Origin of the sequence: Neobacillus rhizosphaerae, assembly GCF_050477885.1 — a bacterium.
Taxonomy (GTDB): domain Bacteria; phylum Bacillota; class Bacilli; order Bacillales; family Cytobacillaceae; genus Neobacillus; species Neobacillus rhizosphaerae_A.
Map to the genome: position 1 here is coordinate 1 of NZ_JBCNAC010000029.1, position 23698 is coordinate 23698.

The window sequence follows — 23698 nt, forward strand, 5'->3', positions numbered from 1 at the left end:
GTTTAGTTTTCAAAGAGCAATGTCTTTTTCGCTCAAAAGCGACTTTATTATCTTACCAAGTTATCAACCGAAAGTCAATAACTTTTTTAACTTCTTTTTTCTTACTAAGTTACTGTCTCGCAGCAACAGATATTAATATACCACCAATAATGATTAGGCGCAATAGCCTTTTCCGCTTTTATTGCTATTTATGCAAAGTAAAAATATTCATACAATATTCCTAAAAAGAAAAGTGCCGGTGTATCCGACACTTTTCCTTAAAATTAACGATGACGCATTAATGGGAATAATAGAACGTCACGAATAGATGGTGAATTGGTTAACAACATCACTAGACGGTCGATACCAATTCCTAAACCACCTGTTGGCGGCATACCATATTCTAACGCTTCAACAAAATCCTCATCCATCATATGGGCTTCGTCGTTACCTTGCTCACGCTCTTTTAATTGTGCTTCAAAACGTTCTCTTTGGTCAATTGGATCATTCAATTCAGTAAAGGCATTTGCATGTTCACGAGCAACGATAAACAACTCGAAGCGATCTGTAAATCGAGGATCTTCCTCATTTTTCTTCGCTAACGGTGAAATCTCTACAGGATGGCCATAAATAAAGGTAGGTTGAATTAATTTTTCCTCAACCTTTTGCTCAAAGAACTCATTAACAATATGGCCGTAAAGCATATTGTCGTTAATCTCTACTCCATGTTCTTTGGCATGTTGACGAGCCTCTTCTACACTCATTTCTTTCCAGAAATCTACACCGGTATATTCTTTAATCGCATCTACCATGTGTAGTCTCTTCCACTCTGGTTTAAGGTCTACTTCATATTCACCATATTGGATAGTGGTTGTTCCTACTACCTCTTGGGCAATATGAGCAATTAGATTTTCTGTTAGGCTCATGATGTCTCTATAATCCGCATACGCTTCGTATAACTCAATCATAGTGAATTCTGGGTTGTGGCGTGTAGACACACCCTCATTTCTGAATACACGGCCAATTTCATATACCTTCTCAAGTCCACCTACGATTAGGCGCTTTAAGTGAAGCTCGATAGCAATCCTCATAAATAATGGCATATCTAAAGCATTATGATGCGTAACGAATGGTCTAGCAGATGCTCCACCAGCAATTGAATGCATCATTGGTGTTTCCACTTCTAAATAACCATGGTCATCTAAATAGCGCCGCATAGATTGGATAATACGGCTTCTAGCGATAAAGGTCGCTTTGCTCTCTTGGCTCATGATTAGATCCAAATAACGTTGGCGGTAACGTTGTTCTACATCCTTTAAACCGTGGAACTTATCCGGAAGTGGGCGCAATGCTTTTGTTAGGAATTCAAAGTTCTCTACTTTTACAGAAAGTTCGCCAACTTTTGTTTTAAATAGAGTACCAGTTACTCCGATAATATCACCCAAATCAGCAGAATCGAAAATCTTATAGGATTCTTCACCAATCGCATCCTGACGGACATAGACTTGAATTTGACCAGTTAAATCTTGAATATGAGCAAATCCTGCCTTACCTTTACCACGCTTAGTCATAATACGACCCGCAAGAGAGACAGCGACATTCTTTGCCTCAAGGTCTTCTTTTTCAACTTCTCCGTACTGATTGATTAATTCCATTGCGCTGTGAGAACGGTCATATCGCTTACCAAATGGATCAAGACCATGTTCACGCATGCTATTCATTTTTTCGCGTCTGACCATCAATTGGTCATTTAATTCTTCCTGACTCAATGCAATCAACTCCAATATTCTTTTTTATGTAAAACGCTAAACAAATCCGCGCATTATCACTTTTTTTACATACTATATTATTTTACACAAACTTAAGAATTCAGACATCAAAAAAGTTCATATATAGAATAAAAACTGCCAGTTGTTCAACTGGCAGCTTCATTCTAATCAAAAATAGTATAGAAAAAGATAGATTAGATGTCAAACTAACCTACGATTAATTCACTTTGTTCTAATTCTTCGACCTCAGCAACCAATCCATTAAGAAGGATGACTAGGTCTTCTCTTGTATTACACTCATTGATGGCATTACGGACTCTTCCGTTTCCAGGTACGCCTTTTAGATACCATGCAGCATGTTTACGCATTTCGCGGACTGCAATATGCTCATTTTTAAGTGCAATTAACCGATCTAAATGCAGGATACACACATCTATTTTTTCACGAACAGAAGGCTCTGGCATTAATTTACCTGTCTCTAAATATTGAACTGTACGGTAAATCATCCACGGGTCCCCTAAGGCTGCTCTACCGATCATAACCCCATCAACACCTGTTTCATCTAACATTCTCTTCGCATCATGTGGTGTTTGCACGTCACCGTTACCGATAACAGGAATGTTAACAGATTGTTTTACTTCACGAATAATGTCCCAGTTTGCTTTTCCTTCATACATTTGAACACGTGTACGACCGTGAAGGGCAACCGCCTTACCGCCCGCACGCTCAATAGCTTGAGCATTTTTAATCGCAAAAATATGCTCTTCATCCCATCCCATGCGCATTTTAACGGTAACTGGCTTTTCTACCTCAGCCACAACAGCAGATACCATCTCATAGATTTTATTAGGGTCAAGCAGCCATTTTGCTCCTGCGTCACATTTGGTAATTTTCGGAACTGGGCATCCCATATTAATATCGATTATATCCGCATTCGTATTTTTATCGACAAACTTTGCCGCCTCAACGAGTGTATCCTTTTCACCACCAAAAATTTGCAAGCTTAGTGGTTTTTCACGTTCGTCGATATAGAGCATATTCATCGTTTTTTCGTTTTTAAAAACGATCCCTTTGTCACTTACCATTTCAGCACAAACTAAACCTGCACCAAATTCCTTTACCGTCAAACGGAACGCTGAGTTACATACCCCAGCCATTGGCGCTAGTACGACTGGATTCTTTATTTCAATGTCGCCTATTTTCAGCATAAAACGACCTCCTATTCTTTAGGACTTAAATCATCTATCGTTATTTTTAAGGAGTGTGCGATTCGCTGTAGTAAATCGTCTGCCGGCAGACGGTTTCCCCTTTCAATTTCTCCTAGTATTGACACTGATACACCTAGTTCCTTCGAGAAGCTTTCTTGTGTAAAACCTTTTAGCTTTCGATAGGCTCGAATACGTCTTCCCCATTTTTCTGCTTCCATATCCGGACTCCTTCTTTATCAGGTATAGCATTTAACCATGCTGCAAGAGGTTTTTCCATTTCTGGAATACTGATGTCACTATTTGTTTCTAAAAGTGGTATCATTACAAACGCCCGCTCTATCATTCTCGGATGCGGAACGATTAGCTTCTCTGTTTCAATATTTTCTTGGTTATAAAGGAGAATGTCAAGGTCAATTGTACGTGGCCCCCATTTTATTTCCCTTTTTCTCCCAAGTTCTAATTCTGTTTTCAGGCATACTTCTAATAGTTCTATTGCACTAAATACTGTTTGAATCTCGATTACCATATTTAAAAACAGATCCTGGTCTTCATAGCCAACAGGGTCCGTTTCGTAAATTGAGGAATAATTTACTAGTTCTATCTGTGAATAATCTGATAAACGCTTAATGGCACTCATTAGATTATCATAGCGGTTTCCTATGTTTGAACCAAGGGCAATAAATGCTGTATTTTCCACTTTTATCTTCTCCTCGTAATTTCTACTGCTACAGACTGATAGTGACCAGGAATAGGCGGGTCTGGTTTAACGACCTTTACCGTCACATCTAAAACTAAAGGAAATTGCTTCAACACACTGCTAGCAATTCGTTCTGCAACAGCTTCCACTAACTTATATGGTTCTCCTTCAACTATTTCTTTGCACACTTGATAAAGTTCACCATAATTGACGGAATGATTAAGCTCATCCGTTTCTCCTGCTTTTTTCAAATCAACTGTCACTGATAAATCAACAGCAAAACGTTGTCCTAATCGGTTCTCCTCAGGAAATACACCATGATACCCGTAAAATTCCATCCTGTTGACATATATTTTATCCAAGGACTTCACCCTTCCCCATTAGAACATCCATCATTTTTGCCATTCTACTCATCTCTTTAATATCATGCACACGAATGATTTGGCAGCCTTTTTGTATTCCGTAACAAACCGTTGCTCCCGTACCTTCCATTCTTTGATCAACAGGGAGATTTAATGCTTGTCCAATGAATGATTTTCTTGATGTCCCTAGAAGCACTGGATAGCCCAGCATCACTAATTTATCTAAACTTTGCATTGTCTGCACATTTTCATGATAATCCCGCGCAAAACCGATACCTGGATCGAGGATTATATTTTCATCTCTTACTCCAGCTTTTTTTGCAATAGCAATACTTTCAAAAAGGTCATTTATAACATCTCTCATAAAACTTTGATAGTTCCGATCATGTCGATTATGCATTAAGACAATAGGAACATCACATTGAGCAGCGACAAGGGCCATTTGCTCATCGGCCTTCGCTCCCCAAATATCGTTAATAATATGAGCTCCTGCTTCAATGGCCTGTTTGGCAACTTCTGCTTTATAGGTATCAATAGAAATTGGTACTTGGACATGCTCTGAGATCGCCTTAATAATAGGAATAACTCTTTCTAATTCTTCCTCTACAGAAACAGCCGCAAAGCCTGGTCGAGTTGATTCTCCGCCAATATCAATAATATCCGCACCATTCGTTACCATTTCTTTGGCATGTTCAATTGCTCTTTCAATATGATTATATTTACCGCCATCAGAGAAGGAATCTGGAGTGACATTTAGAATTCCCATTATAATAGTTTTCTTTGTAAAGTCTAAGGTATAAGGTCCACAATGAATTTGTCTTTGGTGTGCATTCAACCCAATTCCTCCTAGCTAAAATTTTTCACTTCCTTTATCATACATGAAATTAAAAATTGTTTCATTTTTCATGCAAAAAAAGAAGCACTGGCAATCGCCAATGCCTCTCTCTATTTATTTACTCTGCGTCATATTGGTACAATGGAGTACTTAAGTAACGTTCTCCGTTATCTGGAATGATGGCTAACACTTTTTTACCTTTTCCAAGCTTCTTTGCCACTTCGATTGCTGCGTGAATAGCTGCTCCTGAAGAGATTCCGCCAAGAATCCCCTCTTCTTTAGCTGCTCGGCGCGATGCTTCAAAAGCTTCTTCTGTTCCAACCTTTATAATCTCGTCATAGATATTTGTATTTAACGTATCAGGAATAAATCCTGCCCCTAGTCCTTGAAGCTTATGCGGACCTGGTTTTCCACCTGATAATACCGGAGAATCCTGTGGTTCTATCGCATAGATTGTAACTTCCGGGAATTTTTCACGGAGCACACTTCCTGCTCCTGAAATCGTTCCACCTGTTCCAATTCCTGAAATAAAAGCATCCAGTTGATCCATTTGCTCAGCAATCTCTTTTCCTGTTGTTCTTCTGTGAACTTCTGGATTAGCTTCATTCTTAAATTGCTGCGGCAAGAAATAACCATGTTCCTTTACAAGTTCCTCTGCCTTAGCGATAGCCCCTTTCATCCCTTCAGGACCTGGGGTTAACACTAGTTCAGCACCATAAGCACGAAGCAAGTTCCGTCTTTCCAAGCTCATTGTCTCTGGCATTACAAAGACCGCTTTGTACCCCTTTGCTGCAGCAATCATAGCAAGACCGATACCAGTATTACCACTTGTTGGTTCAATGATAGTATCTACTCCAGGTTTAATTAACCCTTTTTGCTCAGCTGCTTCAATCATAGCTAATGCGATACGATCTTTTACACTGCTTCCTGGATTAAAATATTCCAGCTTTAAGTAAACCTCAGCACTATTTCCATCTACTAATCTGTTTAATTTTACAATAGGAGTTTGGCCGACTAATTCGGCAACTGAATTTGCAACGCGAACCATATTGGCACCTCTATTCCGAGTATTTTTATTGGATTTATAATGAATTTACCAGTTTTATACTTGTTTTGTCAATTGTTTTAACTCGCTAAAATATGAAATATTCCGCATATTTTGTAAAAGAAAAACACAGACTTTTTTCTGTGTTTTTTACCATGACTTACTCTTTATTTTTATCTTTTCCATAAAACCATTTTACCTCAGCCTCATCCCAAAAAGTTGAGGCGGTAGCAGGTGTTTTCATCTGCTCAAGGGCTATTTGCCTGCGGATTTGTTCTTTCACTTCATCAAAGGAATAACTTTTTCCGCTCAGCTTTCCTTCTAGCTTAATTAAGACGTACCCATCATCCACCTTTATTGGTTTACTGTATGCACCCTTTTTAAGCTTTTTAGCTGTTTCTATATATTTTTTGGGATACCGTTCATCCTCTTCAGTAATATACCCAATATCTCCGCCTTCATTAGCTGAGAATTCATCAATCGAGCGCTCCATGGCCAATGCAGAAAAACTAGATCCATGCGCTAACTCTTTTGATGCTTTTGTTGCTTCATTCTTTGTTTTTACAACAATATGTGATAGATGATAGGCAGTAAGGACATTGAAAAGGTCTTTATTTTCTTCATAGTACCTTTTTAATTCTTTTGCAGACACGTCCACATCTCTTGTTAAAAGCTCTTCTAACAGAAGGGTGTTGCGTATTTCTTCTTTCCATTTCTTCTCGCTCGCATGATTTTTTTGGCTAAGCGGATCCACAGTGGTTTGGAGCATTCTAAATTCACGCTCAACCTCTTGATCTGAGATTTTTATTTTGTACTTTGCCGCTGTTTCAGTAACAACTTTCTGATCGATCATTTCCTTTAGGACATCTTTCCCATATTTGGCTTCTAACTCATTTAACCAATCCTGCCTGGAGATCTCCGTTTTCCCTACTGTTGCAACGGTTTCCTCGCTCATCGCTGCCCCGCTTGCTTCTTTCACCTTCGACTGAAAAAAAGCAACCGTTAGAACATTCACCAAAATAAGGGCAGCAATTACCATCCAAAGCTGCTTCTTCCCCAATTTCTTTCCCCCTAGGAATGCTTATTTAGCTTCCTTTTTCATTTCTTCTAGTTCTTCTTTAGTGAAAAGATATTTCTCATTACAGAAGTGACAATGAGCTTCCGCTTGTCCGTCTTCTTCGATCATAGCATCAATTTCAGCTTTACCTAATCCAATAATCGCATTGCCAAATCGATCCTTCGAGCAGTTACACGCGAATTGTACAGGCATCTTTTCTAAAATCTTTACCTGTTCTTTTCCGAATAACTCCGCTAAAATCTCTTCAGGTGTTAACCCTTGCTCAATTAATTTTGAAACAGGCGGAATGGTACTTAACCGTTCCTCCACCTGTGAAATAATAGATTCAGGGGTTCCTGGCATTAATTGAAAAATAAACCCGCCCGCTGCTAAGATAGTATCGTCTGGATTGACCAACACACCGACACCAACAGAAGATGGTACCTGCTCAGAGGTTGCAAAATAATACGTAAAGTCTTCACCCAATTCTCCAGATACAAGAGGAACCTGTCCCGAGAAGAAATCACGTAGGCCGATATCCTTCACAACAGCTAACATCCCGTCTGTTCCAACCGCGCGGCGGACATCAAGCTTTCCATGCTCATTCGATTCAAAATCAACCTCTGGATTCGTGACATAACCACGGACTTCTCCTTTCGCGTTGCTGTCAACTACGATCGGACCCAGTGGACCGCCACCGTTAATTTTAATAGTAAGCTTATCCTCACCCTTAAGCATAGCCCCCATCATGACTCCTGCGGTCATCGTGCGGCCAAGTGCCGCTGATGCAGTCCTCCAGGTTTGATGACGATCTTGTGCCTCTTGGATGGTTTCTGTTGTTCTTACTGCATATGCTCGTATATTTCCATCAAAGGCTAACGCCTTAACTAAATAATCACTCATGGTAAAACTCCCTTCTACGCTGCTAATCCTTAGGTTATCCCATATTACGCTTATAGATAAGCTGCAATCCTTTTAAAGTTAAAAATGGATCGACTATATCAATAATCGTGGATTCTTGGGCAATTAAATTGGCAAGACCGCCTGTGGCAATCACTGTTGGCCTCTTACCGCTTTGTTCCATCATCCTCTTTACGATACCTTCTACTTGTCCTACATATCCATAAACAATACCTGCTTGCATCGCTGCTACGGTATTTTTACCAATAACACCTTCAGGTCGAGCAATTTCAATTCGAGGCAGCTTGGCAGCCCTTGAGTATAACGCTTCTGTAGAAATGCCCACCCCAGGAGCAATAGCTCCTCCCATATATTGACGCTCTTCATTCACATAACAATAAGTAGTAGCTGTACCGAAATCAACAATAATGAGTGGACTTCCATATTCATGAATCGCTGCCACCGCATTAACAATACGGTCTGCACCCACTTCTCTCGGGTTTTCATATTTAATATTAAGTCCCGTTTTAATCCCAGGTCCCACTACTAGCGGCTTTATATGGAAATACTTTTGACACATTCTTTCTAGTGCAAACATGATTGGTGGTACGACAGAAGAAATAATGATACCGTCAATATCGGTAAAAGATAGACCAGAATGATCAAACAAAGCTTTTATATTCATACCGAATTCGTCTTCTGTACGATTTCGGTTTGTCTCTATCCGCCAATGATATTTAAGTTCATCCCCTTGATATACACCTAATACGATATTTGTATTTCCTACATCAAATACGAAAATCAAATCTATCACTCACTTTACCGATTTTTCTTTACTTTACTCGGAAACATCATACCATAAATAATATATTGATGAAAAAAAAGAGTGCTTCCGCGAAGCACTCTTTCGTAGTTTACTTATAATCGATGTCATCAGGAGGAGTATCTAAAAAGGATTTTTCTTCTTTAGGTGCCTCTTCCTTTTTCGTGCTGATGTTTACCTTGACATCATTCTTCGGTCCAATCTTCACAGCATCTAAGTGAAGAGAAGGATCTGGCATATGACCATGTTCAACCAAGTATTTGATTTGTTCTGCAACAAGCGTTTCCACTTCAAGTAGAGTCTTAGCAATCAAATCAAGCTTATCACGATTTTCAGTAAGAATCTTTCTAGCTCTTTCATAACACTCTTTAATAATTCTTTGAATTTCAAGGTCGATTTCGTAGGCAATCGCATCCGAGTAATTTTGCTCATTGTGGATGTCACGGCCTAAGAATACTTGACCACCTTGACCTTGGCCAAACTGAAGTGGTCCTAGTTTATCACTCATACCATATTCAGTTACCATTTTACGAGCAATACCGGTCGCTCGTTGGAAGTCATTGTGAGCACCCGTACTTACTTCTCCAAAAACAATTTCCTCAGCGACACGTCCACCTAATAGACCAACAATTTTATCAAGTAATTCAGGTTTAGTCATGAAGTAACGGTCTTCTCTTGGAAGCATGACAGCATATCCACCAGCCTGCCCACGAGGAACAATCGTAACCTTGTGAACCATATCAGCTTCATCAAGTACTAACCCAATGACCGTATGACCACCTTCATGGAAAGCGACAATGTTACGTTCTTTTTCAGAAATAACCCTGCTCTTCTTAGCTGGTCCTGCAATCACTCGGTCTGTTGCTTCATCAATATCTTCCATGTCGATTTTCTTCTTACTGCTGCGGGCTGCAACAAGGGCTGCCTCATTTAATAAGTTTTCTAAATCGGCACCTGAAAAACCAGGTGTACGCATAGCAATATTCTTTAAGTTAACTGATTCATCTAATGGCTTATTTCGAGCATGTACTTTAAGAACAGCTTCACGACCCACTACATCTGGGCGGTCAACCGTGATTTGACGGTCAAAACGTCCTGGACGTAACAATGCAGGATCAAGGATATCTGCACGGTTGGTTGCTGCTACAATGATTATTCCTTCATTTGCACCGAAACCATCCATTTCAACTAAAAGCTGATTCAAGGTTTGTTCACGTTCGTCGTGACCACCACCAAGACCTGCTCCACGCTGACGTCCAACAGCATCAATTTCATCGATGAAAATGATACATGGGGCATTTTTCTTAGCATTTTCAAATAAGTCACGCACACGGGATGCTCCAACCCCAACAAACATTTCAACAAAGTCAGAACCACTTATTGAAAAGAAAGGAACTCCTGCTTCACCAGCAGTTGCTCTTGCTAGCAATGTTTTACCCGTTCCTGGAGGTCCTACTAATAGAACACCTTTTGGGATTCTGGCGCCTAGCTCAGCGAATTTGCGAGGATCTTTTAAGAATTCAACAACTTCAACTAATTCTGCCTTTTCCTCATCCGCACCAGCTACATCTCTAAAACGGACCTTTTTCTTATCATCATTGTAAAGCTTAGCCTTACTTTTCCCAAAGTTCATTACTCGGCTTCCGCCGCCTTGAGCTTGGTTTAATAAGAAGAAGAATAAAATAAAGATAATCACGAACGGAATAATTGAAGTAAAGAACGTAACCCAGCCGCTAGTTTCTTTAGCCGGCATCACTTCTACATCTTTTCCTGACTTATCTATTCGATCAAGAATCTTCTCACTGTTTGGTACGTAAGTGATAAACTTCTTACTTGCTTTATCCTCGCCTCGAACTTCAAATACACCTCGTTCAGGCTGCATGGAGAAAGATTTCACTTCCCCATTTTCGAGCTTTTGAACAAACTTATCATACGTTAAACGAGTCGTAGTCTCATTGCTTCCGTTAAAGAAGCTCACTACACCAATAATGACTAAAAATATCAATAAATAAAAGATGGTATTACGGAAAATCCGATTCATCTCTTACCTCCTCCCGAGGGTAAAAACTATATTAAATAGTATCATAGAAAATCTTACTAATTCAAGGAATTACTCTCAATTCTATAGGGTGTTGAAAGCCCATCGTTGAAGGGATTTTGATTCCATTTTCAATGAAATTTATTGATTATTGCTATATACTTCCGGCTTCAAAACCCCAATGTATGGAAGATTACGGTACTTCTCAATATAATCCAATCCATATCCAACAACAAACTCGTCTGGAACAATAAAACCTACATAGTCTGCCTGGATGGAACTCTTTCTACCTGTAGGCTTATCAAGCAGAGTAACAATTTTGATTGATTTTGCTTTTCTGTAACGGAATAAATCGACTAAGTAGCTGAGAGTTAAACCACTGTCAATAATATCCTCAATAATTAATATGTCTCTGCCTTCTACAGAAGTATCTAAATCCTTAAGGATTTTTACTTCACCTGAAGAAACAAAAGCACTACCATAGCTAGAAACATCCATAAAATCCATCTCTAGATAGCAGTCCATCCGCTTCAATAAATCAGCCATAAAAGGCATTGCTCCTTTTAAAACACCGATTGCTAGCGGGAAACGGTCCTTATATTCTTCAGTTAACTGTGTAGCCAACTCTTTAATTTTTTCTTGAATTTCTTCTTCTGAAACTAACACTTTTTCAATATCCTGATTCATCATAAAATGTGCCCCCTAGAAGATCGTTACTTATTGTATGTGAGTAGTATATATTGCTTAGCGTTGTAATCTATACCTTCAAATGAAGATTTTTTTAAACCTGGAAGCCAGATAATACAATCTTCACTATCGGTTATTACAGGCCATGTATCCCTATCCTGTACAGGAACCTTTTGATCAATAAAAATATCCTTTATTTTTTTTGATCCTTGCATTCCCTTTAATGTCATTCGATCACCATTTTCCCTTGTTCGGATGACAAGCGGCCATTTGATTACGTCCGCATGAAACAAGGCTGTGTATGGATGATGTAATTCAGGATTTTCCCCGTCTAAATAATCGATTCGAATCCTCTCGCCATTTGGCAGCATAACCATTCCTGGTTCCTCGATTTCAATCCGAAAAGGCTTAGCCTTAGGTAGTTGAAATTGAAACGACAATTGATGGTAGGAGCGAATAACTTTTAAACCATTTGGGAAATCAAGTTTACCTGAAGGTTCACGGTGATGAATGATTGAAAACACTTGGTCGATATGTACGGCAGAAAGAGAAGCAGGCTTATCTTTGTAAAGATAGTTTAATATTAGTTGAATACCTCTCCTTTGTAAAGGTAAAGGCATTTCAAGAAATGTTTTTATGTCAATAGTAATTTTGCCCTTTTCTCTTTTTGTCATTACGGAATTCATATGTTTTTTTGTTAATTCCAGAAGAAAGGCTTCATCATCCTGTAAATCTTCGCTGAATCGCTGAAAATGCTCATGAACATGATTGTTTTCCTCCTTTAAAAAAGGAAGAACCTGTTTGCGAAATCGGTTTCTACTATAAATACTTTTCAAGTTACTAGGGTCTAACCTCGGCTTTAATGCATGTTTTTTACAGTAGTACTCAATTTCATCCTTTGTTACTGTGAGGAATGGACGAAAAATAAATCCTTTTCCAAACGGACGTGTAAATGGAATCCCGGCTCTCGCCATTCCAGAGCTGCCTCTAGTTAAGCGCATGAGAATGGTCTCAATCTGGTCATCTCCATGATGACCGAGGGCCAAATAGTGGAAATCAAACTTCTCCATTATTTCTGAGTAAAATTGATATCGCACTTCTCTTGCTGCTACTTGAGAACTCTTTCCTGTACCCTCCATTATTTTCGTTACATCAATCTGTCTCATTTCAAACGGAATAGCGTACTCTTGACAGAAACCTTTTACAAACATGGCGTCCTCATAAGACTCCTCTCCACGGAACATATGGTCCACATGGGCGACAACGATGGAAAGATTTTTCCTGTCTTTTTGAGAATGCAGATAGTGAAGCAGTGCCAGGGAATCAGGACCACCTGAAACTCCAACGACGATCTGTTTGTTATCTAATTGAAACGAGTGGCGATTAAGATAATCCTCAATCTTTGTTTCCAACATAGTATGGCACTCTTTCCTTAAAACAAAGTATTTGAAAAAAAAATATTAGAATACAAATAGCTTACCACTAACCACAAATAACTATCAAAACTTAGGCATTATAAATGTAGGATTACAATCTTAATACGTTTGTAACGAAAAAAGGTTTCAACTATTTATAGTAATTTATCGATGGTGTACCATGCATAGAAAGCACCTAAAAGGACTGCTATGATTAAAAACTCCAACCAACCGCTTTTCTTCTTCTTTTTTCGGTAAGTCTGCCTTGTTAATTGTTTTTGATTCTTTGCCATTCCCCCTTTTATCTGGTTTGAGGAAGAGGGAGTAGACATGGATGATTTTAAAGGAGGAGTATCTGTTTTTTTATCAGTCATACGCTCTAAAAGTTCTGCACGCATCTCTTTGGCATTACTGTATTGTCCTTGAAGGGCACGCAGGATTATTTTTTCATATTTTGTTAACTCCGGCTTTTGTCGGATCGCATCCTTTAATTGCTGGATTCCTCCAGTTGTTTTGTTAAATCGTTTTGGATAAGCGGTATTAATCATGATCATAGCTACCGCAAACAAGTCATAGGAAGGTTCTGCCTTCCTTGATCCTAACCCCCAGTAGCCTCGGTCATAAAACTCCGTAAATTCTTTAATGGCTCTACCCTGAATGGTGGTACCTCCCACATCGATACACCTTATTTTCGGAGGCGGCCCCGTAACAATTAGATTTTCAGGCTTTAAATCGCCAAATACCCATCCGTTTTCATGAAGCGTGTCTAAATCCTTAAGCAGCTGGATAAATAATACCGTTGACCAAGACTTTCCCTTTTCTCGTATAAAAGTTAGTAAATCTGGACCTTGTATATATTCCATGACATAAAAGGAAATTCGTGCGCGAGGGCTCTGCCAATCATCGACATCAAGTAAAGAAGGCCCGAGGGTTGATCCCTGGACCTTTGCAAAGGATTTTAATACATTTACCTCAGAGGTAATCGACATACCGTTATCACTCATCTTTAAAGCTACTTGAGTGTTTTTATGTTTCGCAAGGTAGACGACCCCATTTGCTCCAAATCCTAGCTCTTTTATAATTGTATAGTTATTTGAATGCCATTTTCCTGAAATGACTGTCCCAGGGCTTACCTTACATTGATTCTTCAAAGTATGATTCGTCATCACGTGAAAGCAGGCTCCTTAAAGATTGTTTTTGATTAAACGCCGAAATAGCAGTCCGTAATGCCGGTCCCGTCGGTGTAATTCCTCCTGTCGAAAGTTGAGAGAAAACACTTGTCAAAGATTGCATCTTTGGTGTCCAATCGAGCAATTTTTCGACATCATTCTTTTTCCCGGGAAATACATAAACAGAAAACTGATTTTCTCCTGAGCGAGCATTCAAGCTAAGAGAGAGGTCAAAAAGCGCCTCTTTTACCATTGGCAGTTTATGTTTCATGCTCGCGCTGGTATCGACAAGAATCAACACATCCAATTCGACAGTTTCTCCTAACTCATCAACAACTTCCATCACTTCTCCTCGTTTTTCCGGAGGCAGGTCTTCCATTGTCTGTGAACGGCCCAAGATTTGCTTTAATTGACTGTTCACAACTCCTTGAATAGTTTGATTCATGGCTTTACGAGTAACCATTTGTACGGTTTGAGAAAGAGCCTGTGCATAGACGATTTGGCTGACTCCTCCACCTGATAACGCAATTCCCTCAATTTCTGTCATACCTTTTTCATCAATAATATCCTGTTCAACAACACCAATGACATTTACCGTAATGCCTTGTTCCTTCGCAAGAGCAGCCATAGCAATTGGGTCTTCACCTTGATTAGAGCACCCATCTGTAATCAATAGGATCTGCCGGATTTTCCCTGTGTACATAACCTTCTCCCTCCATAAAACGTATTGGTACCATTTTCGACGGGTTCAGGGTGATTTATACATATTTTCCTAAGGAGTGGGTAAAATAATCAGTTTAATATGTAGGCATGTACACAGGGTTTTTTATTAGTTTTATTAAATGTCCTGGTGATTTCCGCTCCAATCAACAGGGTATAAACAATCAACCATCACCTTTAACACAGCATATTACTTAGATATTTCCTACGCATTTTTTTTGTAGACTGGGATTGATGCCCATTTCGGTGTATTATGCTTTATTTTTGCGACTGTGACTGTCATATCATCGTCTATCATTCCAGACCTTGATCGAATAACCTCCTCCATGATTAAGTCAGCAACTTCTTGCGGGTCATCTGTCTGTAATTCTTGTACTTTTCTTTTCATCCATAAATCATAATTTTCAACATGCTTCGGCCCTTCAAACACTCCGTCACTCATCATAATTAGTAAGTCTCCGGCCTTAAGCTGCTCGCTGACCACATCCACATCAAACTCTTGAAGAATTCCCATCGGCAAATTGCTTGCCTGAATTTTTATAATCTTATTTCCCCTTTTAATAAAGCTCGGTGTAGATCCAATCTTCAAGAACTTAGCCGAGGCGTTTTTAAGGTCAATCATCGCTAAATCCAAGGTTGAAAATATTTCATCCGTGGTTCGAAGGGAAAGAATCGAATTCACCGATTTAATCGCTACCTTTTCTTCAATTCCCGATTGGAGAATTTTTTGTAGTAACTGCAGTGTTTCTTTACTCTCATAATGGGCCCTTTCGCCATTTCCCATTCCATCACTGATGGCAATGGCATATTTGCCTAAACCTAGTTCAATCGTTGAATAGCTGTCCCCCGATACCAATCCGCCATCCTTAGCAGCATGAGCCACTCCTGTTTCAACCGTATAGGCTTTTGATGAACGAAACGTTACGTGACAGAAGCCACTAGGATAGGATGCACATTCCTCCTTATTCACTACAATTGTCTCCCCCAGAATATCGGATAACATTGGTGCAATTAATTTTTCGCATTCACCATGACCATTGCAAAATGGGACAGACATCTCAATATCTACATTGCCTTGTTCAAGGCTATAGATTTCTACTTGTTCAATGTGGATACCGAAGTCCTGGAGTGCTTCCATAATTAGCTCTTCCTGCTTATGATGATTTTCCCTTTCCCTCTGGATTTCTTTTGCAAAGTTCTCCATTACTTCAGACACACCTAACAATTGGTCGGCAACCAGCTTACGACTTTCCTGGACTTGTTTCTTTAATTTTTGATTAGCTTGAAAGAAAGTTAATTCCTGACCAATTGTTTCGAATACTTTTTTCGAACGTGTGCAATGCTTGTCCCACTCTCTTGATAATCTTGGAGAAACATTCCCATCATTCTGATCCATTTCATGAATAATTTCTTCCATGTAAGCATAGGTTGTATTAAAATTCTTCGACCAGCATTGTTCCTTTTTAAAACAAGTTTGACAGGTTCTTTCTGTCACATTGCTCATAAAGTAATCCATTTCCCTGTCATTTTCATTGTCATCAGGTTGAACTTCCATTTGAGAAAAGCTCTTTGATAAAGCATGAAAGACACTGGAAAATTGCGACACTCTTTGTGCGGTTACATCCCGCATTTTCCTCATATATTTTTGCTGTTCAGCTGTATATTCTGGCGTACCAGGAATATACTTAGCTAATTTAGAAGTGAAGGCTTGTGGTGTTATGAGGAATAAGAAAATAGCCGCCGTCGATTCTAAGACCGTTAACTGGATGGACCCTCCTCCCTCCCCATACATGCCAATGAGAAGAGTGGCAATCAATAATCCTGCGGATACACCTATTTTTTTTCCTTCTTTTAACAGGCCGCCCAAAACACCTGAAAAAGCAAGCAAGCTCATATGATAGAAACTAGATACACTAGCAAGGCTAAAAATCAAGCCTGTTACGACACCCACCGTCGAGCCAACCGTGGCTCCAGCAATAAAGGAAAATACTAATACCAAATATCTCGACATAATATGCTCAATCGACAAATCATAAACCTTCCAGCCAATCGTTCCCGTCATAATGGAAGCCAGCATAATGATTAAGCACACAATTTCTTCTGTTTTTAATAATTGTCTGCGTTTATTTAAGGTTAATAGAGGAATGCTTTGTAAAAAAATGAGTGTCAAAATAAATGAAAGACTAGCTTGTACACCTACCATCATTAAGTCATACACAGTTAGTTGTTTAGTTAAGATGAATGCTTCTGCTAGTTTCCCTAACCCTAGAATAATCCCGACAAAGAAGGGCAAGGCTTTCATTTCGTTTGTCAGCCATTTTCTGCTAATCCGAAAAATAGCTAGAAAGAGAATGGTGACTATAAAGGTAAAAGCGGCATTCGCTAATGAGATGGTAGCTGCCCCTACAGTCAGTCCGATAAGGGCAAGCGGTGCCCGATCCCTTTTAATTAAGTACACAGAAGCAAAGAAGGGAAGACAGAATGGGGTTAACTTCGCCAGTATTAAAGCTCGTCCAAGTAAAAAGCCGACGATTAGTAAGAGGAAACCCTTTTTTATAAAAAAGGACTCAAGCATGAATTGAACTTTCTTCAGTCCCCTCCCTATATCCCATTTTGACGAATGAAGGTTGACTTCTCTGATTGGTTCTATGAAACTTGCATTTGTCTTTTCCATAAATCACACTCCCTATTCTTTCATCGTTCAGATAATTATAAAATTAATAGGGTTAGAAGTTTGTCAAAATAGTGAACGAATGAAAATAATCGTTCGACGGTTTTCACCGTAATTAATCAATTAATGCAATTAAGGAGAGTTGCCTGGTTGCACACAACAAAAAAAGACAAGTCGTTTGACTTGTCTTTGATTTATCATTATCGGCGATATTTACCTGATCGATTATATAAATAAGCAGCTAAGTTAGCCCCGTTTAGCTCCTCTTCCTCCACGCTTGGATTCCGTGTGCCGTTTTAAGGAAGTTAAACGATCCTCACTCTCTTTTAAGAACTTCGCCATTTTCGTTTCAAAATTCTCAGGTCTAGCATTATTCCGATCATTTGCTCTACCCTGACGAGGACGTTGTGATTGGGATCTTTGTTGCGGTTCTGGTCTATCTTTTGCTTTTTTTATAGATAGGCCAATTTTTCCGTCTTTCTCAACATTAAGGACTTTTACCTCAACTAGGTCGCCTACTTTAAGATGATCGTTAATATCTTTCACATAATTATCAGCAACCTCACTGATGTGTACGAGTCCTGTTGAGCCTTCTGGCAGCTCCACAAATGCACCGAACTTTGTAATCCCTGTTACCTTTCCTTGTAACTTGCTGCCTACTTCAATTGACATAAAAAGAATGTTCCTCCTTAAAAATATAAAAAATCAATCTTACTCTATATTATACAAAAAGGAAAAAATCAGTGTCAATAAGACACCAGATTGGCTAATTTTCTTTCTTATCTTCAGGAATATTAAAAATGATTTCATTTTTTTCCGAGAAAAAATATTCTTTTCTGGCTAATTTGGCAATATAATCATCGTCATTTAATTTGACGATATCCTCTTTAAGGATGTCCTGCTGTTTTTTCAAATCCGCAAGCTGTTGATCCAGCTGCTTCTTTTGTGCGATTTTCGCTTCGAGTTTAGCAGATTGGGAAATAGTACTGGAAATCATGAAGTAGGATAGTAAACTGGCAAGAACGATAAACATCGATAGTCGTCTGATCAACAGTTTTCTTTTCCTCGCTGAGGCGATTTCTGCATATTCTTGCTGTTGCACATAGGTTGACTGAATTCTTGATACATTTCGTTTCGGTTCCGCTCCCATTTCCCGTCCCTCCTTACTCTTTTCTTTTCTTCCACTTATTTATGAAGGTAATAATATAATTCTTGATTCCCTTAAATTTTCCTGCCGTTTTATTATATAACTTCTCGACGCTTTTTTTAATACTTTTCGGCAAAAGTTTCCAAAAAAGTAATAGAATTTTTTGCACTGGAAAGATAATAATTTTAAGAATAAATAATACAACTTTAAAAATAAATTTGACAAGGGTGTAAATGCCCCTGCCAAACGCAATAATAATAGCAATAACTAGCTGGATCAGACCAATGACAGGTTTATAGATGAGGAGTCTGAAGGTCTTTTTCAAAAAGTTAATGGTTGCAATAACCGTCTGAATAACTACCTCCAGCAACTTTAAATAAATCCCTTTAAATAAGCTTTGATAGGCGGCAAATCCACATAGAAGTGCGATAAAAATATAAAAACGTAATTCTCCATCATTCACCATAAATAACGTATAAAAAATGAGCAATGCCTGGATAATCCAAAATAATAAATCATTAATAAAAACAATCCATTGCTTCCTTTTTGGCCGATTCAAAAACCTCTGATACGTATCAAACATGGCGCCAAACACAGACCCCATTCCAATCATCGAAAGCATAGTCAGAAATTGCGTGGAAAGTGTCATCGAAACAACTTGCTAAAGAACCCTTTAGCCTTCTCCCCATGCTGTTCGTCCAAGTAGACTAAATCAAAGATTTTCCCTTTAATTGAAACAATGCCCTTCTCGACATCAAGATTCTTCATTTGCAGGTTTTGCCCTTTAATAGCTAAAAAGCCCATCGATGTTTCTAACAGGAATTCCTCATTATCAAAGCTTTCTACTTGTTTAACACCCGTAATATCAAGGAGTTTTCTCCCTCTCATAACGACATCATGATCAGGAACACTACTCTTCGATGGATTGCTTTCATAATATTGACTCATCATTCATCCCTCACAATCATTTGTACAACCCTTTGTACATTTCTATGTGACGAATGAATGAATTAGAACATTTGAATTAGAAGTCCGTAGAACCCAGTCTCTCTTCTTTTATAATCGTATACATCTCCGCTGCGTCTTCTTTCCGCGTTGTATCTTGTATTCGATCGATTCGGGCAGTAACTACACGCTGTCCCAGACGAATCGTTAATTCGTCACCTACTTTTACAGTTGAGCTTGCCTTGGCTTCCTTCCCATTAATCTCAATTCTACCTTGATCAGATACCTCTTTTGCTAAAGTCCTTCTCTTAATTAATCGAGATACTTTTAAAAACTTATCTAAACGCATATGTGAATCCTCCTCAGTTATAATCCTTTTTCTTTTGCATCGTCCCAATACTTGTCTAGTTGTTCAAGCGTGTGCTCCTCAAAAGCTCTGCCGCTCTCCTTCACGCTCTTCTCAACGTATTGAAAACGGCGGATGAACTTTTCGTTCGTTTCAAAAAGTGCCTCTTCCGGGTGTATGTTTAAAAATCGAGCTACGTTTACAAAGGCAAACAATATATCTCCAAATTCCTTTTTTGCCAGCTGTAATCCTTCATCCGTTCCATTTAATTCATCGATAAATTCATCTAGCTCTTCTTTCACTTTCTCCAAAGCAGGTGTAATTTCCTGCCAGTCAAACCCTACCTTTGCCGCTTTCTTTTGTAATTCATAGGCCCTTAATAAATTCGGCTGGGACTTTGAAACTCCCTCTAATATGGAAGCTGGGACCTTCCCCTTTTCCTGTTCCTTAATTTCCTGCCAATTTTGAACTACTTCCTCTGCATTTTCAGCTTTCCCGTTCCCGAACACATGAGGATGGCGGCGAATCATTTTAGCTGATAGACCCTCAATCACGTCATCAACCGAGAAATATCCATCATCCGCACCAATCTGGGCATGAAGCATTACCTGCAGCAAGACATCACCTAGTTCTTCAATTAAATGATCAATGTCCCCACTATCAATGGCATCAATGACTTCATAGGTTTCTTCAATTAAATATCTTTTTAATGATTCATGTGTTTGTTTCTTATCCCATGGGCAGCCATCTGGTCCTCTTAATATAGCAATAATTTCTCTTAGCTTAGAGAAATTCTTATAGAGAATCTCTTCTTCCACGACAGGTGGTACGTATACGGAAGTGAGGTTATTGATAGAAACATTTCGGTCAAGCTCATAGAGTGGTACCTTTTCAATAACCTCCTGTTTACTGCCTGCTGCTGTAACAATAAACACCTCGTAATCATCCGGTAATTTTTCCATTAATGTTAATTTTACATTGGAAGCAATAAATTGGTCGTACACTTGGCTGATAAAAATGTGCTGCTCTAATTGCAGTTGATCCACAAGTAATGCTGTTCCATCAAGCAATTGAAATCCTTCAATTGGATCGATTTTTAAAGAGGCAAACAAGGCATCAATAAAACTCTGTCCTCCACCAATGCTTATTTCAACCTGGTTCTTCAGTCCATATTGTAAAAGAAGCTGAACCGTCCGTTCGGCAACAAGCGGATGCCCTGGCACAGCATAGACAACGGTCTCATGTTCGGCCATTTTCAATAACGTCTGCACAATTTCCTCATAAACCGCTTCAAACTGATCGTGTTTTTCATAGATCGAATCAAAGGAGGAGTAAGTCATTCCTTCTTTTTCTAAATCATGCACAACGGGATGCTCTTTTGTCCTTAAAAATAAATGACTTGAACCTAATAATTTTTTATATACTCCAACCGGAAGCTGTTCTAAATCTCCCGCTCCCAATCCAAGTACTTCAATTCTTTTCACCATGATTTATTCAATCCCTTCGCGCTAAAAAATGTATCAATCTACTTCCTAGTGGAAATAACGCCAATTCCTGCTCAAGGAATACCCTGCCTCTTATGATGATGACCAAGAAGACAGTACCTCCAAGACAAACCGCACTTAAAGCCTGCAATGCAGCTCCTATCCGCTCTAAACCAAAATTACCTAACAACATATCCGTACCCAATATGTATCCTTTTAAAAACACAACCATCACCATAGTTGCTGAAAGAATTGTCGCTAAAAAGCGAACTGATAAAAGAGACGCTGCAAATAGTTTTTTTAGCCTTACTACTAATAATAGAGTAACAAAAGCCAAGGTAATAATGGTAGAAATGGCTGCTCCCTTGGTTCCATACCAGGGAACCAGCAACATGTTTAAGCCATATTTAATAGGAAATGAGACGGTTACGGCTAATGCCGGGTACACCAGCCTGCCTAGCCCCTGCATAATGGCAATAATGGTTAAGATAATGGATGTAAAAAGAATTACAAATCCTAATATACCTAATTCGGTGGAACCTAGCTCATTCTCAAACAACATGATATTGGTCGGTCTAATAATGGCCCATAGTCCCGCTGAGGCACCGAGGCCTATGACAATACTTACCTTCAAGGCTAACTGAATTTTGTCCGTTAGATTGCTCTGTTTTTCTGCCATTCTCTCACGAGTGATAAGAGGAACAAGGGTTAAGGACAGCGAGGTCGCCGCAACGGTGCCTAATTGAATGAGTGGCTGCCCACGGTCAAAAATCCCCTTTAGACTTTTGGCTAGATCCCTTTCTATCCCACTGTTCGTTAATAACGAGTATAAGTTCAAAGAATCTGCTAATTGGATAACAATTAGGAGCATCCCACTTAAACAAATCATCAATCCTTGAAGGGTCAGTGCCTTTATAATTTCTTTTGCCTCCACAGCAAAAGTTTGAAACATCCCTCTTGTAGGAGCAATCACTTTCCATTCTTTACGAATCCATATAAACATAAACAGAATAAGACTAGAAACCATGCTGCCCGTAATAGAACCAAACATAGCCCCTCCGCCAACAAGGTAAAGCGAATATCCTTTCTGTATAAAAAGATAGGACAGCAATAGAATCGTCAACACCCGAATGGTTTGTTCTCCCACTTGCGACAGGGCGGTCGGAACCATATCACCAATTCCCTGGTAGTATCCTCTTAGTAATGAGACAAAAGGGAAGGTTAGATATACAATAGAAACTACCCTTAATAATATGGTTAAATGAGGGTCGTTCATCCAATGAGCAATGATATCTGCTCCAAAATAAAGCATCAGGAAACAAATGAAACCAAATAGTTGTAAATATATAAATGAAGTAAAAAGAAGAAGTCTAGACTTATCAAAATCCCCTTTTTCTCTCTGCTCTGCGTATAGCTTAGATATGACAACTGGGAAGCCTGTTGTAGATAGGACGATAGCTATCCCGTAGATTGGATAGACTTGTTGATATATGTAAAAACCAATATCTCCGACAATGTTCTGAAAAGGAATACGGTAAAAAGCACTGAGGATTTTCACCAATAGTGCTGCAATAGTTAGAATGAACGCTCCTCTAAACAATGCCTTTGATTGATTGGCAGACTTCGTTGAATACATTGCTTCACCCACTAATAATAAACTCCAAAGTATTATAGCATATGAAGGCATGATATTAGATTAAATAAAAAAGACAGCGGGTGGCTGCCTTTTCTTTGTGAAGAAATTTTATGATTTAAGATTCCATTTGTCTAGCTAGGAACCCTGCAGCTGTTTCGACTGCTTTTTGTTCTACTTCGCCAAGTGTACCTTCTCTAGAGAAGATAATGACGGCTCCAATTGGATCTCCATTTGCAATAATTGGTCCAATAGTATAGGAAGCTACGGTTTCATCATTTCCATCAGCGAGTGCAATATCACCCTGCTGCGTATGTAAAACTGAATTCCGTTCTTCCATCGTCTTTTCCACTAAATCACTAATATTCTTATTTAGATACTCTTTTTTAGACCCGCCAGCGACAGCAATATACGTATCTCTATCACAAATTAAAACGGGATTACCGAGGCTATCAAATAGGGCTTCTGCATATTCCTTGGCAAAATCGCTTAACTCGCTGATTGGTGAATATTTTTTTAAAATGACTTCCCCGTCACGATCCACAAAAATCTCTAACGGATCCCCTTCACGGATACGCAAAGTTCTGCGTATTTCTTTGGGAATAACAACACGACCCAAATCATCGATTCGACGAACTATTCCAGTTGCTTTCATCCAATGTTGCCTCACTTTCATCTGATGATTATTCAACTTGGTAATGATAATCTTCCTTTTATTGAAATCATCACCAACTTTGAACTTAGTATCTTTCATCTCGAAAGTTCTAT

Annotated in this window: 24 protein-coding genes; all 24 read right to left on the reverse strand. The window is 39.0% G+C overall.

Annotated elements, in window-relative coordinates:
• Positions 1-263: 263 nt before the first annotated feature.
• A complete protein-coding gene (lysS, locus tag ABES03_RS04015; RefSeq protein WP_430115351.1) occupies positions 264-1748 on the reverse strand; it encodes a lysine--tRNA ligase in 1485 nt (494 codons plus the stop codon).
• Positions 1749-1954: 206 nt separating this feature from the next.
• Positions 1955-2956 carry a tRNA dihydrouridine synthase DusB gene (dusB, locus tag ABES03_RS04020; RefSeq protein WP_430115353.1) on the reverse strand — a complete coding sequence of 334 codons (1002 nt, stop codon included), beginning with the start codon at positions 2954-2956 and terminating at the stop codon, positions 1955-1957.
• Positions 2957-2967: 11 nt separating this feature from the next.
• Positions 2968-3174, reverse strand: a complete 207-nt coding sequence (locus ABES03_RS04025; RefSeq protein ID WP_430115356.1) for a helix-turn-helix domain-containing protein — start codon at positions 3172-3174, stop codon at positions 2968-2970.
• Positions 3126-3653 (reverse strand): 2-amino-4-hydroxy-6-hydroxymethyldihydropteridine diphosphokinase, encoded by a 528-nt coding sequence (gene folK, locus ABES03_RS04030; RefSeq protein ID WP_430115359.1) that lies wholly within the window; start codon positions 3651-3653, stop codon positions 3126-3128. Before folK ends, ABES03_RS04025 begins: the two co-directional genes overlap by 49 nt.
• Before the next feature lie 2 nt (positions 3654-3655).
• Positions 3656-4015, reverse strand: a complete 360-nt coding sequence (gene folB / locus ABES03_RS04035) for a dihydroneopterin aldolase (RefSeq protein WP_430115362.1) — start codon at positions 4013-4015, stop codon at positions 3656-3658.
• Positions 4008-4781 (reverse strand): dihydropteroate synthase, encoded by a 774-nt coding sequence (folP, locus tag ABES03_RS04040; protein WP_430115398.1) that lies wholly within the window; start codon positions 4779-4781, stop codon positions 4008-4010. The genes folB and folP overlap by 8 nt, the downstream gene beginning before the upstream one ends.
• Before the next feature lie 187 nt (positions 4782-4968).
• On the reverse strand, positions 4969-5898 hold the full coding sequence (gene cysK / locus ABES03_RS04045) for a cysteine synthase A (protein ID WP_430115365.1): 930 nt from the start codon (positions 5896-5898) through the stop codon (positions 4969-4971).
• 157 nt (positions 5899-6055) lie between these two features.
• Positions 6056-6955, reverse strand: a complete 900-nt coding sequence (locus ABES03_RS04050) for a peptidyl-prolyl cis-trans isomerase (protein WP_430115368.1) — start codon at positions 6953-6955, stop codon at positions 6056-6058.
• A 21-nt stretch (positions 6956-6976) separates the two neighbouring features.
• Positions 6977-7855, reverse strand: a complete 879-nt coding sequence (gene hslO, locus ABES03_RS04055; protein ID WP_430115370.1) for an Hsp33 family molecular chaperone HslO — start codon at positions 7853-7855, stop codon at positions 6977-6979.
• A gap of 34 nt (positions 7856-7889) precedes the next feature.
• The gene (locus ABES03_RS04060) at positions 7890-8657 is read right to left on the reverse strand and encodes a type III pantothenate kinase (RefSeq protein WP_430115372.1); all 768 of its coding nucleotides are present in this window, start codon (positions 8655-8657) and stop codon (positions 7890-7892) included.
• 109 nt (positions 8658-8766) lie between these two features.
• The gene (gene ftsH / locus ABES03_RS04065) at positions 8767-10716 is read right to left on the reverse strand and encodes an ATP-dependent zinc metalloprotease FtsH (RefSeq protein WP_309857059.1); all 1950 of its coding nucleotides are present in this window, start codon (positions 10714-10716) and stop codon (positions 8767-8769) included.
• 138 nt (positions 10717-10854) lie between these two features.
• Complete coding sequence (gene hpt, locus ABES03_RS04070; RefSeq protein WP_430115400.1) at positions 10855-11400, reverse strand: hypoxanthine phosphoribosyltransferase; 546 nt, start codon at positions 11398-11400, stop codon at positions 10855-10857.
• Between the two features lie 26 nt (positions 11401-11426).
• Positions 11427-12815 carry a tRNA lysidine(34) synthetase TilS gene (gene tilS / locus ABES03_RS04075; protein ID WP_430115374.1) on the reverse strand — a complete coding sequence of 463 codons (1389 nt, stop codon included), beginning with the start codon at positions 12813-12815 and terminating at the stop codon, positions 11427-11429.
• Between the two features lie 155 nt (positions 12816-12970).
• Positions 12971-13981 (reverse strand): protein kinase domain-containing protein, encoded by a 1011-nt coding sequence (locus ABES03_RS04080; RefSeq protein ID WP_430115403.1) that lies wholly within the window; start codon positions 13979-13981, stop codon positions 12971-12973.
• Complete coding sequence (locus ABES03_RS04085; protein WP_308081609.1) at positions 13950-14687, reverse strand: VWA domain-containing protein; 738 nt, start codon at positions 14685-14687, stop codon at positions 13950-13952. Before ABES03_RS04085 ends, ABES03_RS04080 begins: the two co-directional genes overlap by 32 nt.
• Before the next feature lie 222 nt (positions 14688-14909).
• On the reverse strand, positions 14910-17378 hold the full coding sequence (gene spoIIE, locus ABES03_RS04090; RefSeq protein ID WP_430115377.1) for a stage II sporulation protein E: 2469 nt from the start codon (positions 17376-17378) through the stop codon (positions 14910-14912).
• 243 nt (positions 17379-17621) lie between these two features.
• Positions 17622-18047, reverse strand: a complete 426-nt coding sequence (locus ABES03_RS04095; protein WP_430115379.1) for a S1 domain-containing RNA-binding protein — start codon at positions 18045-18047, stop codon at positions 17622-17624.
• 94 nt (positions 18048-18141) lie between these two features.
• Complete coding sequence (locus tag ABES03_RS04100; protein ID WP_335534532.1) at positions 18142-18525, reverse strand: FtsB family cell division protein; 384 nt, start codon at positions 18523-18525, stop codon at positions 18142-18144.
• A 13-nt stretch (positions 18526-18538) separates the two neighbouring features.
• Positions 18539-19171, reverse strand: coding sequence for a spore cortex biosynthesis protein YabQ (gene yabQ / locus ABES03_RS04105; protein ID WP_430115380.1), 633 nt, complete (start codon positions 19169-19171; stop codon positions 18539-18541).
• Complete coding sequence (gene yabP / locus ABES03_RS04110; protein ID WP_308084278.1) at positions 19168-19470, reverse strand: sporulation protein YabP; 303 nt, start codon at positions 19468-19470, stop codon at positions 19168-19170. Before yabP ends, yabQ begins: the two co-directional genes overlap by 4 nt.
• Before the next feature lie 76 nt (positions 19471-19546).
• On the reverse strand, positions 19547-19816 hold the full coding sequence (locus ABES03_RS04115; protein ID WP_430115382.1) for an RNA-binding S4 domain-containing protein: 270 nt from the start codon (positions 19814-19816) through the stop codon (positions 19547-19549).
• Positions 19817-19833: 17 nt separating this feature from the next.
• Positions 19834-21300 (reverse strand): nucleoside triphosphate pyrophosphohydrolase, encoded by a 1467-nt coding sequence (mazG, locus tag ABES03_RS04120; RefSeq protein WP_430115384.1) that lies wholly within the window; start codon positions 21298-21300, stop codon positions 19834-19836.
• A gap of 7 nt (positions 21301-21307) precedes the next feature.
• Positions 21308-22945, reverse strand: coding sequence for a putative polysaccharide biosynthesis protein (locus ABES03_RS04125; RefSeq protein WP_430115386.1), 1638 nt, complete (start codon positions 22943-22945; stop codon positions 21308-21310).
• Between the two features lie 103 nt (positions 22946-23048).
• Entirely contained in the window at positions 23049-23585 is a 537-nt protein-coding gene (gene spoVT / locus ABES03_RS04130) for a stage V sporulation protein T (RefSeq protein WP_430115406.1), read from the reverse strand.
• Positions 23586-23698: the final 113 nt, after the last annotated feature.